This window comes from Geotalea uraniireducens Rf4 (genome assembly GCF_000016745.1).
Classification (GTDB): Bacteria; Desulfobacterota; Desulfuromonadia; order Geobacterales; family Geobacteraceae; genus Geotalea; species Geotalea uraniireducens.
In genome coordinates this window covers 1963371-1977142 of sequence record NC_009483.1, presented here as the reverse complement: position 1 = coordinate 1977142, position 13772 = coordinate 1963371, and the positions used below count along the sequence as shown (strand labels likewise).

Sequence of the window (13772 nt, the reverse complement as noted above, 5' to 3'; positions counted from 1 at the left end):
ATGGACCTCTTCGACCGTAAAGCCGCAGCCGACACCCTGAAGGAAGCCCCTCTCGCCGAACGGATGCGTCCCCGAACCCTGGCCGAATACGTCGGCCAGGAGCACCTCTTAGGCCCGGGGAAGCTTCTCCGTCAACTGATCGAGACCGACCAGCTCACCTCCCTCATCTTCTGGGGCCCACCGGGTTCGGGCAAGACGACCCTTGCCCGCATCATCGCCGGCGCCACCAAGTCGCACTTCATCTTCTTCTCCGCCATCCTCTCCGGCATCAAGGAGATCCGCGAAATCGTCAAGGAAGCGGATGATATCCGCAAATTCCACGGCAAAAGAACCATTCTCTTCGTCGACGAGATCCACCGCTTCAACAAGAGCCAGCAGGATGCCTTTCTCCCCTATGTGGAAAGGGGGGTCTTCACCATCATCGGCGCCACCACCGAAAACCCCTCCTTCGAGGTGATCGCCCCCCTTCTCTCCCGCTGCAAGGTGCTCGTTCTCAATCCGTTGACGGAAGAAGAAATCACGGGGATCCTGCGCCAGGCCCTTGCCGACAAAGAGCGGGGGCTCGGCGCCCTGGACCTTGCCATCGAAGACGACGCTCTCACCTTCATGGCCGAACAGGCGGGAGGCGATGCGCGGGTAGCCCTCAATACCCTGGAAACCGCGTCCAGACTGACGAGCAACGGCGTCGTCTCCCTTGATACAGCCCGCGAGGCGGTGCAGAAAAAGCCGCTTCTCTACGACAAGGGTGGGGAGGAGCACTATAACGTCATCTCCGCCTTCATCAAGTCCATGCGCGGCAGCGACCCGGATGGGGCGCTCTACTGGCTGGCGCGGATGATCGAGGCGGGCGAAGACCCGATTTTCATCCTGCGGCGCATGGTGATCCTCGCCTCGGAGGATATCGGCAACGCAGACCCCCGGGCGCTCCAGGTGGCAGTGACGGCGCTGCAGGGGTTCCAGCTGGTTGGGATGCCGGAGGGGCGGATTATCATCGGCCAGGCGGTCACCTACCTGGCCACCGCCCCCAAGTCCAACGCCTCTTACGTCGGGATCGACGCAGCGCTCGCCGAGGTGCGGAAAAGCGGCGCCCTTCCGGTCCCGCTCCACATCCGTAACGCGCCGACCAGACTCATGAAAGATCTTGGATACGGCACAGGTTACCGTTACGCCCACGATTACGCCGAAGGGTATGTGGCGCAGGACTACCTGCCGGACCAGATCAAAGGGCGGAAATACTATGACCCGACAGGACATGGTTACGAAAAGAGCATAAAGGAACGGATGGAGTGGCTGAAAGGGAAAAAGTAAGTCTGCGTCCCGTTGCTGTGATAAACAATTTATAAGCGAATCAAGTGGAGGCAGCATGAAAAAGATCGGCATATTGACCAGCGGCGGCGACTGCTCCGGCATGAACGCCACCATTCGCAGCGCGGTACGCACGGGACTCCGGATGAACATTGAAATGGTCGGTTTTCGCAAGGGCTACCTGGGGCTCATGAAAGGTGACGGCATCACCCTCGACTCCAAGTCGGTTTCCGGCATCCTCCACCGGGGGGGCACCTTCCTCCAGTCGGCCCGCTCACAGGAATTCCGCACCCCGGAAGGACAGCAAAAGGCCCTCGACAACCTGCGAAACCTCGGTGTCGAGGGGCTCGTCATCCTCGGCGGCGACGGATCGCTGACCGGGGCGCTCGCCCTCCACCGCCTCGGTTTCCCGGTCATAGGCATTCCCGCCAGCATCGACAACGACATCCCCTTCACGGACATGGCGCTGGGGGTCGATACTGCACTCAACAACATCATCTATGCTGTGGACTGCATCAAAGACACCGCAAGCTCACATGCCCGCGCCTTCGTAATCGAGGTGATGGGGCGCAACTCCGGCTACCTGGCAAGCGTCAGCGCCATCGCCACCGGCGCCGAATTCGCCCTGGTGCCGGAACGGGAGTTCGACCTCTCCGAGATCTGCCAGCAGCTCAGAGCCCGCTACGAAGAGGGGCGGGACAACGCCATAATCATCCTCGCCGAAGGGGCGGGCAACGCCCAGCATATTGCCGACAGCATCAAGGATGCCATCGGCTTCGAGACGAGGGTTACGGTGCTCGGCCATTACCAGCGCGGCGGCGCACCGACTGTCTTTGACCGGCTCCTGGCAAGCCGCCTCGGCAAAAAAGCGGTCGAGCTCCTCATATCGGGGCAGCAAGGGCTGATGGTCGGCCTCTCGTGCAACGCCATCATTGCAACCCCCCTCGAAGACGTAATCAAAGGCGAAAAGCGCCCACAAGACGAGATGCTGCGACTAGCGGAGGTATTGGGGATTTAAGTTACATTTGGGGAAAACCGGCATGGAAACGGCAACGGGCGGGAAGACTCCCGCCCGTTTTTATTGACCTGCTTGACTTCTCAGGCCATGGATAATAAAACTGAAGTGTATCCAGCACTGTCCGATTAGGTTTTTACAACCGCACTTCCCCCCTCACCCTAGCCCTCTCCCACAAGGGGCGAGGGGACTTTAAAGCTCCCCTCCCTTGATGGACCCAAAGGGCCTAAAGGAGGGGTTGGGGGAGGGTGCAATGTGCTGGGTTTTATGGCTTGGAGAGCCAGTGCAATTTTCTAACCAGACACACTCAAGTATATCGACCATATCGCCGAAAAGTAGTAAAAAGTCGAGAGGCATCAAAGAATGGCTTATGCAAGCAACTGTACCGATAGCATGATTCGCTCTCTACATTTCCGCGAGATTCTTGGCTGTACTGCACTAACCTGCATCCTCGGATTTACACTGTTCGCTGCAGCGCCAGCCTTGCGTATCTTTGCCGCCTCGATCACGACATTCCTCTTAAGCACCCTCTTAGACGTGGTACTCGTCCATCTGCAAAAAAAGCGGATCCGGAATCTGAAGGCGGTGTTGCTTGGCAAATAGTTATTTTTTGCTGAACGTGAAAGTGCTGCACATGCTTCATCAGCAGCTCTTTTACAAACTGCTGGTCATTCAGACCGGGCGCAACCTCGGGCACCCTGGAGAATTCCCGCAATAGCTCATCAAGCTGCTCCATGGTGTGACAGCTGCCGTTGCGCGCGACGAATATCTTCTCGTGCCTGGTGGCATCGGTCCCCTCCTCGGCAGTGAGAATCTCCTCGAAAAGCTTTTCACCAGGCCTCAGTCCGACAAATTCGATGGCTATGTCGTCGTACGGCTTCAGGCCGTGCAACCGGATCAGTTCCTCGGCAAGCTCCACGACCTTCACCGGTTCCCCCATATCGAGCACCATCACATCGCCGTTATTGCCGATGACGGCCGCCTGCAGTACGAGCGAAACCGCCTCCGGAATGGTCATGAAATAGCGCTGCATCTCCCGGTCCGTAACAGTCAGAGGCCCACCGTTTTTCAACTGCTCCATGAACAGCGGCAGGACGCTGCCGCGGCTCCCTAACACATTGCCGAATCGTACCGAGGTGAATTCCGTAACATTGGCGCGGCTGAAGGCAGAGCAGACATACTCAGCCACCCTTTTCGTCGCCCCCATGATGCTGGTCGGACGCACCGCCTTGTCGGTCGAGATCATGACGAACTTTTCCACGCCGTGGTCGACGGCCGCCTGGGCCAGATTGAAGGTGCCGAAGACATTTACCTTCACCGCCTCCGAGGGATTATGCTCCATCATAGGCACATGCTTGTAGGCTGCGGCGTGAAAGACAAGCTCCGGTGCATGGGCCGCCATCACCCCTCTCACCCGGCTTCTGTCCCTGACATCGCCCACGACGTAGTAAATCCTTCCCAACAGTGAGGGAAACTCCCTAGCCAGCCGCAACTGCATGTTGTGCAGCTCGGTTTCGTCGATTTCGAACAGCACCAGCCGGGCCGGGTTGAAGCTGCAAACCTGGCGAACGATCTCCGATCCGATGGAGCCGCAGGCACCCGATACGAGGATGGATTTGCCGGCGAGCATTTGCTCGATGGAGTCGTAATCCACCTCCACAGACTGCCTGCCAATCAGCTCCTCGATGCTGATCTCGTGAATCCCCTTCATGCTCACTTCGAAGCGCTCGTGGTTCTTGTACATCTGGGGCACGATATTGATCCGCTCAATCCCCGCTTCTTTTGCCAGGTGGTATATCTTGCGCAACGCCTTGTAGTGGGTGGAAGGTATGGCAATGATGACCACCTCGACACTATGCTGCCTTACGATCTCGCGCAGACGGTCCGTGGTGCTCAGAACCCGCACGCCGTGGATGTAGGTACCGACCTTCATGCTGCTGTCGTCGTCCAGGATGCCGACCGGGTAAAAGTCGGCGAAGTCGCGCCGCGCCATGTCCCTGAGCACCAGCTCCCCGGTCATACCAGCGCCGATGACCAGCGCCCGCTTACCCTTCGCGCTACTGGTCTTTTTAAAAATGACCTCCCGGTAGACACGGCGCGAGATACGCAGACCGCAGGCGAGCAGGAAGGTGATCAGGCCGTCATTGATAAAGATGCTGCGCGGAAAGGAAACCGCGTAATGGGACAGATGAAGCCATCCGGTCGATGTGGTGAGCAGAAGCGCCATCAGAACAGCTTCCGCGATCAGTATGGCAATCCCTATGTTGTAAAGCTCATCCAGACCGACAAAGCGCCAGGTGATATGGTAAACCTGGAAGACGACGAACAGGGCGAGCTTGATCACGATAAACAGTGGGAGTGCGGCGGTGATGAGGGAGAAGTAGCGAGCATCCACCCTAAAATCGAAGCGGAAGTATAAGGCAAGATAAAGAGAAGCCGCAATGATGAGCAGGTCAGCGCTGAAAAAGAAGAGAAAACGCTTCAGCGCAGACGGGGAAAGCAGCTTGCCGATCAGGGCGTTGCCGGTATAAGGGGAAGTTGATTTCAAGTGACCACCGGAATCATACACATACAGTTAAAAAGCGACCAGGATCTATAGTAAAACTAATCCGACCAACTAGCAGACGGGAAGACAAACAATGTGATTGGAAAAGCGCCTGAAACCGGCAATAATCGATCAGAGAAGCAACACCTTGTCAAATATGCATGACAGGGAAATTATACCCGTCAGTTAAATTAATTCAATTAAAATTTTAAAATTAATCTAAAAAATTATCGCTTGTTTTCTCAGGAGCCTGTCGGACTTAGGGAATCGTAACGAGAAAATAAATCGAGGACAGATTATCGGAAATTTGAGAGCGAATAGCGGACCTATTTGTCGATAATTTACGGAAATATGGACTCACTTTTTAGTCTCGCAGGATTCGTTCCTGAGTCCGACAGATTTCTAAAGATGGGAGATTATGCGAAGAGATGATGACGTATTGAAGGTGGGCAAAAGAGATTTGCATGGAATAAGACAACGTTTAAAGGTTCGCAATCAAGAAATCCATCAATAACTTATGCAATTAAACACTAGCGGCCAGCGGCTCGCATTACTTTTTTAACCGCCCGGCAGGTGTCGAACATGTCCTGCTCCGTCAGGGTAGGGTGCACCAGGAACATGAGGCTTGTCTCACCCAGTTCACGCGCCACTGGTAGACGCTCTACCGGCCGCAGACCGTCGAAAACCTTTTCCAGGTAAATTTCGCTGCAGCTGCCGCTGAAACAGGGGATCCCCTCGGCATTGATGGCCGCCATGATCCGGTCGCGGGGAGAAATCAGTTCTAAGTTCCGAGTTCTGAGTTCTAAGTTACTCATAAAAGCAGGCTTTATCATTTCCGGACGGACGAAGACGTAGTATTTGTAGTACCCGTGGCCGATCTCCGGCGGGGGAATGGTGACCCTCAGGGCGGGGATTTCTGAGAAACCTTCGGTCAGGATGGCGGCATGACGATTGCGGATGCGGGTCCACTCGGGGAGCTTACGGAGCTGCACCCGGCCGATAGCCGACTGCATCTCGGTGAGCCGCCAGTTGGTGCCGAATGACTCGTGCAGCCAGCGAAAACCGGGGGGATGTTGTCGGTTGTACACCGCGTCGAAGCTCTTGCCGTGGTCCTTGTATTCCCATGCTTTTCGCCAGATTGTCTCATCATTTGTAGTCAGCATCCCACCCTCACCACCGGTTGTCATTATCTTGTCCTGGCAGAATGAGAAGGCAGCCACATCCCCCAGCGACCCGAGGGACCGTCCCTTGTAGGTGGCGCCATGGCACTGGGCGCAGTCCTCTATCACCTTCAAGTCGTGCTCCCGTGCCAGCGCCAGAATCGGGTCCATGTCGCAAGGCCAGCCGGCCAAGTGAACACAGATGATCGCCCGCGTCCGGGGAGTGAGGGCTGTCCGGATCGTCTCCGCGGTTACGTTCTGGGAAACCGGGTCCACCTCAGCCAATACCGGGATTGCACCGCGAATGACGATGCAGCTTGCCGAAGCGATGAAAGTGCGGCTGGTGACAATCACCTCGTCGCCGTGGCCGATACCAAGGGCGTGTAGGGCAAGCTCCAATGCAACCGTGCCGTTGGCCAGGGCGATGGCGTGGCTGCAGCCGGTGAAGGCAGCGAACTCCTTTTCAAATTCGCGCCCCTCCTGACCGGTCCAGTAGTTGACCTTACCGGAAGCGAGCACAGCGGTTACCGAATCGATTTCGTCCCGGTCGAAAAAGGGCCATAATGAAAAAGGAGTTGTACGGACTGATTCTCCGCCGTCAATGGCTAGTTTATTAAAATTCACATCAAATCCTCTTCCAAGTTAATCCAAAATCAAGAATTTAAATTCAGCACTCAAAACCGTTTCACCACCTTAGCCGGACTTCCCACAACCGTTGCACCGTCGGGCACATTGGCAATGACAGTTGACCCTGCTCCGACAATCGCTCGCGCGCCAACGGTCAGATTAGGAATTATTGTTGCCCCTGCGCAAACGAATGTCCCTTCACCAACAGTGACGGTTCCACACAGAGTGGCACCTGGAGCTATGTGCACACCGTCGCCAATCATGCAGTCGTGGTCAATGCTTGCCCTAGTGTTGACAATGACATTATTCCCGACAATGGTATCCGAGTTGATGACCGCACCGGCCATGACCACGTTACCATCACCGAGGATAACGCCGCGTGCAACCTGGGCAGATGGGTGAACGGCGGACACGAGGCACATGCCATTCTCCGCAAGCCATCCCACGACCTTTACGCGCACCTTATTGCTCCCGATAGCCACTATGCCACCTGCAACCTCTTCCCGTTGCGCCAGAAGTTCTGCCTTGCCACCAATTACCCTATAGCCGTAAACATCTGTTTCCTTCAGGACAGGGTCATCGTCCACGAGGAAGGCAATATCGTACACCCCCTGGCGTTCGATGATGTCTATCACAACCTTGGCATGGCCACTGGCACCGTACACGAAGATTTTTTCTTTCATAAAAAATCCAATTTTGAATTCTGAATTTTGGATGCTGAATTACTTTGATTTGCTGCTTGTTTTCACAATAGATGTCAATATATTCACTATTGATTCCGCTTCTGACAAAAGAGCGTCGGCCTCACATTTTGAAATGGTGTTGCTGTCTCGCAGCAGACGTAGCCAGTAGCAGGTTTCTCTTGCCTCCTTTGAGGCTATTGACATCTTCGATACGAAATCGGCTCTACTCTGTGCAGCCTGGGCTTCCTCAACATTCGCCCCGATGCTGGTCCCTGACCGGAGGATCTGTCTTGACAAGACAAACTCGTTGGCTTTATAAAGCTTCCGATAAAGTGAAATTACCTGAAGAGCAAACTCATAGCTTTTCTTCTGAATAATATTGTCTTCTTTCATGTCTCACCCAAAATTCGATCCACAATTCAAAATCCAACATTGCTTTCAAAATTTGTTCCCTGTAAATTTTGCCATTGTCGCCTGCCCCTCCTGACTGATTCCTTCCCGTTTAAACACCTGAAAAAAGGTCATCCAGAGGATCTTCAAATCCAGCCAGAAAGAGCTATTGTCCACGTACCAGACGTCAAGTTTGAATTTTTCTTCCCAACTGATGGCGTTACGGCCGTTTACTTGAGCCCAGCCGGTTATTCCCGGTTTCACTTCGTGGCGGCGGGCTTGCTCCGGGGTATAGAGCGGCATGTATTCCATAAGAAGCGGGCGGGGGCCGACGAGGCTCATGTCACCCTTGAGGACATTGAAGAGTTCCGGCAACTCGTCCAGGCTGGTGCTGCGGAGGAATTTGCCGAGGCCGGTCAAGCGCGCTTCGTCGGCCAGCAAAATTCCATTCGCGTCCCGCTCATTAGTCATGGTGCGAAACTTATGCATGAGGAACGGCTTGCCATGGAGGCCAGGACGCTCCTGACGGAACAAGACCGGCGAACCATGTATCATACGGACTAAGAGGGCCACCGGTATAAGCAGCGGGCTGATCAATACAAGACCAACCAGTGTTGAACAGAAATCAAAAATCCGTTTGATTAATGAATTCATCTTTTTCATTGTTTCCGTACAACAGAGAGAAATATATCCTCAAATTTGCCGACGCCCGCTCTCAAGGAGAGCTCCCTCTCGTAAAATTTCCTGCCATTTTCGCCAAGTTCCTCCCGCTGATTGCGTGGCATGGCGTAAAGCTTCTCCACAGCTGCTGCAATGCTCTCCGAATCTTCAGGGATGCAGGACATCCCAGCATTGGCTTTCTCAACGAGATCGGCTGCATCCCCCCGGACTGCAACAAGGATCGGACGACCGGCAGCCATATAAGCCTGGATCTTTGACGGGATGGTGATGTTGAAGAGCGGGGCGTCTTTCAGGTGGACAAGCAAGACATCGGCCGTCTTCAATACCGGGCCAATTTCCGATACCGGCCGTCTCGGTAAAAACTTGACATTTATGAGACTTTCGTCTTTCGCCCTTTTCTTGAGACGATCAACCTCAATCCCCCCCCCGACAAAAACGAACTGAATCTCTGAATATCTGCCGGCAATAAGTGCGGCAGCATCCAGCACTGCGTCCAAGCCCTGAGCCTTCCCCATGGTCCCCGCAAAGACTATGCTAAACCTCTCGGACAAAGCGAGTTCCTGGGCCACGCCCTTATCTCCGGCAGAGTCCCGAATTTGCCCCTCATCGCACCAATTGTAAATCACCTCAATTTTTTCTGCAGGAACTCCCCTTGCAATAAGTTGTTTTCGGAATCCTGGAGACAGGACCACTATCTTGGTGGAAAGCCGGTAAGTATGGCTGCAAAGCTTCGCTATCATTCTCAGTGCTACGCCGTTGTTTAACATCCCAGTAGCGGCCAGTGTATCCGGCCAGAGGTCCTGAATGTCGTAAACAAAGGGTACTCTCCGAAAAAAACTCAATGCAATTGCCGACAGGCCAACAGTGGCAGGAGGATGGTAAACATAAATGAGGTCGACAGGTTTTGCGAGTAATACTCCCAGAATTGCAGAAGAAAGCGCGAAGCTTCCATAGTTTGCAATTCTCCCGAGTGCTGACGTGTCATGACTTGGATAAAGGGGAACTCGCAAGACTGATATCCCATCCATAGTCTCCCGCTGCATGGGTCGTATCCGGTATCCGTCATAGACTTCGCCCCCGGGATAGTTCGGAAATCCGGTAAGCACCTCGACCTGGTGCCCACGCTTGGCAAGTTCCTTCGCAAAGGGAAGTCCTTTGAAGGTAGGTTCGGGGTCGAACCATTGTGTCAGCATCAGTATGCGCATCGTCAGGATTTCTTCCACACCGTCCGGTTCACATAATCCGTGTAGCTGATGATAATCCGCACGACCTTGTCCGAAACGTTCGGCATGGAGTAGTCGGTAACCTGCCGCAGTAACCGGTTCTCTCCCCTACTCTGTTCAGCAAGCACCGCCAGCCCTTGATGGATGCGGTCCAACTCCAGGCCAGTCATCATGACGCTCGCCTCCTCCATTCCCTCCGGTCGCTCATGGGCCTCGCGGATGTTCAGCGCCGGGAAATTCAGTATCGATGACTCCTCGGTAATCGTGCCGCTATCGGAGAGAACCGCGAAAGAATGCTGCTGGAGGTGGACGTAATCACTGAAACCAAGGGGCTTCAGAAGCTCGACCTTTTCATGAAAGATCACCCCAAGGCTTTCCACCCGCTTGCGAGTACGGGGATGGGTGGAGACGATTATCCGCTTGCCGTATGTTTCCGCGATGCTGTTCAAAATGGTCACCATCTTCCTGAAATTAACCTCGGAATCGACGTTTTCCTCCCGGTGGGCACTGACCACGAAATATCCTTGTTCCTCCAGTACAAGTTTTTGCAGCACGTCGGAACTGTCGATCTTCTCCCGGTAGTGGGTCAGCACTTCAAACATGGGGGAGCCGGTCTTGATCACCCGGTCTGGGGAGAGTCCCTCCCGCAACAGGTATTCGCGGGCGATGTCGCTGTAGGTCAGGTTGATGTCGCTCGTATGATCCACAATCTTGCGGTTGGTCTCTTCCGGCACCCGCTGGTCGAAGCAGCGGTTCCCCGCCTCCATGTGGAATATGGGAATCTTGCGCCGCTTGGCAGGAATGACGGCAAGACAGCTGTTGGTGTCACCCAGTACCAGCAACGCTTCAGGCTTGACCTCAGCTAGCAGCGGATCGATCTTGATGATAATCTGGCCGATGGTCTCCGCTGCGGTTGCCCCGGCAGCACCCAGGAAATGGTCCGGTTGGCGAATACCCAGATCGGTGAAGAAAATCTCGTTCAACTCGTAGTCGTAGTTCTGGCCGGTATGGACAAGTATGTGCTCCATGTACTGATCCAGCTTGGGAAGCACACAGGAGAGGCGGATAATCTCCGGCCTCGTTCCCACTACAGTCATGACTTTCAGTTTTTTCATATACACCTCAATCAGCCACGAATGGCATGAATATTCACGAATTAAAACTACTGCAAAAACCTTTATCTCACAGGGATGAAGGGGATTAAGGGGATAAAACTCGAAAAGCAGAAACAATATGAACTTCTCTGGTTAACCCAAAAGTATACAGTCTTTGGTTTTTGCCTGTATCCCTTGTATCCCCTTCATCCCTGTTAAATTGCCTTTGCTTTTATGCTGCTGTTGCTAAAACCGATTGCCGAAGCGGCGGTATTCAAGTTTGGGTGTCGTAGTTCTGGCCGGTATGGACAAGGATGTGCTCCATGTACTGATCCAGCTTGGGAAGCACACGGGAGAGGCGGATAATCTCCGGCCGGGTACCGACTACTGTTACTACTTTCAGTTTTTTCATAATCACCTCTATCAGCCACTAATATTCACGCATGAAAACTACTGCAAAAACCTTTATCTCACAGGGATGAAAGGGATAAAGGGGATGAAATCTTAAAACCACAGAAACTTCTTTTTGGTTTAACCCCAAAAGCTTGCATCTATTGTTTTTGCCGTTATCCCCTGCATCCCCTTCATCCCTGTTAAGTTGCCTTTACTTTTGTGCTGTTGCTAAAACCGATTGCCGAAGCGGCGGTATTCAAGTTTGGGTGTCCCGAAGTTGATTAAAAATCCAACCTCAATTCCAGTTGCTTTCAGGTAATTCATAACCTGGGCAAGATGTTCCGGCGCAAGCGCTTTTACCGCTTTCAACTCTAGCAATATTGTGTCTTCAACAATAATATCCGGAAAGAAATCTCCGACCGGTTGACCGCGAAACATAACTGTCAGTGGTGTCTGTGCCTGAGCTCTCAGACCTGTTTGCGCGAGAGCGATCAACAGGGCTTTTAGATAGACTGACTCAAGAAATCCGCAACCAAGTTCATTGCTGACTTCGAAACAGGCTTTAAGAATTTTCTCGGTGAGTTCTTCATGAATCATAAGCGAACCCTTTATTTACAGGGATTAAGGGGATATAACCCCATAAAGCATAAAGACTTATCATTTTATGAATTTAAACCAAGAGTCTTTGTCTTGTTTTTTGCCGTTATCCCTTGTATCCCCTTCATCCCTGTTAAATACAGGTTTACCGGTTCGAAAAACGTATCCGGTTTTTCCGGGTCGTACATCTCGTTACACCACATGACCGTGACCATATCGGTTTCGCCGGTATTGGTGATACTGTGAGTATAGCCGGTCGGAATGTCGACTACCTCCAGCTTTTCGCCGGAAACATTATACTCGATAATCTCTTCGCTGCCGACTTTCCGGAAGCGAATTACGCCCTCCCCGCTCACCACCAAAAACTTTTCATTCTTGGTGTGGTGCCAGTGATTCCCCTTGGCGATACTCGGCTTTGAGATGTTCACCGAAACCTGCCCCCGGTCGGGTGTCTTGATGAACTCGGTGAACGACCCCCGCTCGTCCACGTTCATCTTCAGCGGATAGCTGAACTGACCAACAGGAAGATAACTGAGGTAGGTGCTGTAGAGCTTTTTGGTGAACGGGTCAGAGATGTCGGGGATGCTTCTATCTTCGCGGCTCTCCCTGAACGAGTGGATCAGCGCGGCAATCTCACCGAGCCTGGCTGTATGAACCGGCTGCACCTGGCAGAAGTCATCCTGCACCGCCACGCTGCCGTCCAGGGCAGCAATGAACGAATTCACCACGTCGTCGATAAACACCAGGTTCATCACCATGTTCGGATCATTAATCTGGATCGGCAGATCGTTGGCGATGTTGTTGCAGAACGTGGCGACGGCGCTGTTGTAATTGGGGCGGCACCACTTGCCGAAGACATTCGGCAGGCGGTAGACATATACCGGTGCCCCAGTCTGACGGCCGTAGGCGAAGACGGCATCTTCGGCATCCCGCTTGCTGATGCCGTAAGGGTTGTCCTGTGCCGCCTGGGAAGAAGAGGAGATCACCAGCGGTGTCTTTTTACCCTGTTTTTGCAGGAGTGAAACAATCGTCTGCGTCAGTCCGGTATTCCCTGTGGTGAACTCTTCGACGTTCTGCGGACGATTGACCCCCGCAAGGTGAAAGATAAAGTCTGCCCCCGCCACCAAGGATGACAATACAGTCTGATCGTCATCGACATCGAAGCCGGTAACCTTTACATTCTTACGCTGCGTAAGAGAGACGGTCAGGTTTCTGCCGACAAAGCCATTAGAACCGGTAATCAGAACTGTCTTCATAATACCTCTAAGTACAATGTTATTAAAACGGATAGTTGGCGCGGATAAGATCATCCTTTTCAGCTTGCTTGGGATAATTTATCAACACAGCCCTATACACGCCCTTAAACACGAACAAGCTACCTGCAGCGGCACCAATTGTGCCACAATTACGGATCAAGTCGCCGATGTCTTTCAGCGACCCGGCCCCACCTAAAATAGTAACGGGAATATGTGCCATTTTCTTAATTTGTCTAGCCAATTCAAGATCATAACCCTTCATTTGCCCGTCGTTATCAATTGAATTGATGACAATTTCACCAGCGCCCAACGCTTCGATCTGAGACACTATCTCAAATACGCTATGCTTTGATTTTTTTATACCGTTATGTGTGTAAACATCATAGTCCTTGCTTAGCAGACGTTTTTTGGCATCCAGAACAACCACAACACTTTGGCGGCCAATTTCTTCTGAAATTTGAGTAACCAGATGCGGGGTCTCTACGGCTGCTGTACTTATGGCTACTTTTTCAACTCCAAGGCCTATGATCCTTTTTGCTTGCACGGCAGTGCGTATACCGCCGCCGTAACAAAGAGGCATCCGGCACTCAGCTGCCAAATTTGCAATCATTTTATAGTTTGGCTCAACGTTATTGACTGTGGCGTCAATGTCCAAAACAATCAGCTCATCCGACTCCTTCTCATTGAAAATTTTGACCGCGTTGATTGGGTCACCCACATATTTAGGTGATTTGAAATTAACCGTCTTCACAAGCCCGTTTTTGTGAATCAACAGGCATGGTATGATTCTGGGTCTTAACATC

The 13772-nt window shown here is 52.9% G+C and carries 13 protein-coding genes; 2 read left to right on the top strand and 11 right to left on the bottom strand.

The features are described from left to right. The gene (locus tag GURA_RS08650) at positions 1-1308 is read left to right on the top strand and encodes a replication-associated recombination protein A (protein WP_011938605.1); all 1308 of its coding nucleotides are present in this window, start codon (positions 1-3) and stop codon (positions 1306-1308) included. Positions 1309-1363: 55 nt separating this feature from the next. Then, the gene (gene pfkA, locus GURA_RS08645) at positions 1364-2323 is read left to right on the top strand and encodes a 6-phosphofructokinase (RefSeq protein ID WP_011938604.1); all 960 of its coding nucleotides are present in this window, start codon (positions 1364-1366) and stop codon (positions 2321-2323) included. 502 nt (positions 2324-2825) lie between these two features. Here pfkA and GURA_RS08640 read toward each other — a convergent pair. The 11 genes from GURA_RS08640 to GURA_RS08595 form a co-directional block, all read right to left on the bottom strand. After that, positions 2826-4868 carry a polysaccharide biosynthesis protein gene (locus GURA_RS08640; RefSeq protein WP_011938603.1) on the bottom strand — a complete coding sequence of 681 codons (2043 nt, stop codon included), beginning with the start codon at positions 4866-4868 and terminating at the stop codon, positions 2826-2828. Positions 4869-5395: 527 nt separating this feature from the next. Then, entirely contained in the window at positions 5396-6649 is a 1254-nt protein-coding gene (locus tag GURA_RS08635) for a DegT/DnrJ/EryC1/StrS family aminotransferase (RefSeq protein WP_011938602.1), read from the bottom strand. Positions 6650-6699: 50 nt separating this feature from the next. Beyond that, positions 6700-7335, bottom strand: coding sequence for an acetyltransferase (locus tag GURA_RS08630; protein WP_011938601.1), 636 nt, complete (start codon positions 7333-7335; stop codon positions 6700-6702). Between the two features lie 39 nt (positions 7336-7374). Then, complete coding sequence (locus tag GURA_RS08625; protein WP_011938600.1) at positions 7375-7728, bottom strand: four helix bundle protein; 354 nt, start codon at positions 7726-7728, stop codon at positions 7375-7377. 45 nt (positions 7729-7773) lie between these two features. Beyond that, a complete protein-coding gene (locus GURA_RS08620) occupies positions 7774-8379 on the bottom strand; it encodes a sugar transferase (protein WP_041245856.1) in 606 nt (201 codons plus the stop codon). 5 nt (positions 8380-8384) lie between these two features. Beyond that, positions 8385-9629: a glycosyltransferase family 4 protein gene (locus tag GURA_RS08615; protein WP_198134545.1), complete on the bottom strand. Its 1245-nt coding sequence runs from the start codon at positions 9627-9629 to the stop codon at positions 8385-8387. Then, complete coding sequence (gene wecB / locus GURA_RS08610) at positions 9614-10744, bottom strand: non-hydrolyzing UDP-N-acetylglucosamine 2-epimerase (protein WP_011938597.1); 1131 nt, start codon at positions 10742-10744, stop codon at positions 9614-9616. The genes GURA_RS08615 and wecB overlap by 16 nt, the downstream gene beginning before the upstream one ends. 253 nt (positions 10745-10997) lie before the next feature. Then, positions 10998-11135, bottom strand: coding sequence for a UDP-N-acetylglucosamine 2-epimerase-like protein (locus tag GURA_RS24210; RefSeq protein WP_011938596.1), 138 nt, complete (start codon positions 11133-11135; stop codon positions 10998-11000). A 209-nt stretch (positions 11136-11344) separates the two neighbouring features. Continuing rightward, positions 11345-11713: a GxxExxY protein gene (locus tag GURA_RS08605; protein ID WP_011938595.1), complete on the bottom strand. Its 369-nt coding sequence runs from the start codon at positions 11711-11713 to the stop codon at positions 11345-11347. Between the two features lie 65 nt (positions 11714-11778). Beyond that, a complete protein-coding gene (locus tag GURA_RS08600; RefSeq protein WP_011938594.1) occupies positions 11779-12969 on the bottom strand; it encodes a capsular polysaccharide biosynthesis protein CapF in 1191 nt (396 codons plus the stop codon). A 22-nt stretch (positions 12970-12991) separates the two neighbouring features. Beyond that, the gene (locus GURA_RS08595; RefSeq protein ID WP_011938593.1) at positions 12992-13771 is read right to left on the bottom strand and encodes an AglZ/HisF2 family acetamidino modification protein; all 780 of its coding nucleotides are present in this window, start codon (positions 13769-13771) and stop codon (positions 12992-12994) included. Between the last annotated feature and the right edge of the window lies 1 nt (position 13772).

Bases quoted from the DNA above. Each gene is read 5' to 3' on its own strand.
- pfkA (WP_011938604.1), top strand. From the start codon at position 1,364: ATGAAAAAGATCGGCATATTGACCAGCGGCGGCGACTGCTCCGGCATG.
- GURA_RS08650 (WP_011938605.1), top strand. From the start codon at position 1: ATGGACCTCTTCGACCGTAAAGCCGCAGCCGACACCCTGAAGGAAGCC.
- GURA_RS24210 (WP_011938596.1), bottom strand. From the start codon at position 11,135: ATGAAAAAACTGAAAGTAGTAACAGTAGTCGGTACCCGGCCGGAGATT.
- GURA_RS08630 (WP_011938601.1), bottom strand. From the start codon at position 7,335: ATGAAAGAAAAAATCTTCGTGTACGGTGCCAGTGGCCATGCCAAGGTT.
- GURA_RS08620 (WP_041245856.1), bottom strand. From the start codon at position 8,379: ATGAATTCATTAATCAAACGGATTTTTGATTTCTGTTCAACACTGGTT.
- wecB (WP_011938597.1), bottom strand. From the start codon at position 10,744: ATGAAAAAACTGAAAGTCATGACTGTAGTGGGAACGAGGCCGGAGATT.
- GURA_RS08625 (WP_011938600.1), bottom strand. From the start codon at position 7,728: ATGAAAGAAGACAATATTATTCAGAAGAAAAGCTATGAGTTTGCTCTT.
- GURA_RS08595 (WP_011938593.1), bottom strand. From the start codon at position 13,771: ATGTTAAGACCCAGAATCATACCATGCCTGTTGATTCACAAAAACGGG.
- GURA_RS08600 (WP_011938594.1), bottom strand. From the start codon at position 12,969: ATGAAGACAGTTCTGATTACCGGTTCTAATGGCTTTGTCGGCAGAAAC.
- GURA_RS08605 (WP_011938595.1), bottom strand. From the start codon at position 11,713: ATGATTCATGAAGAACTCACCGAGAAAATTCTTAAAGCCTGTTTCGAA.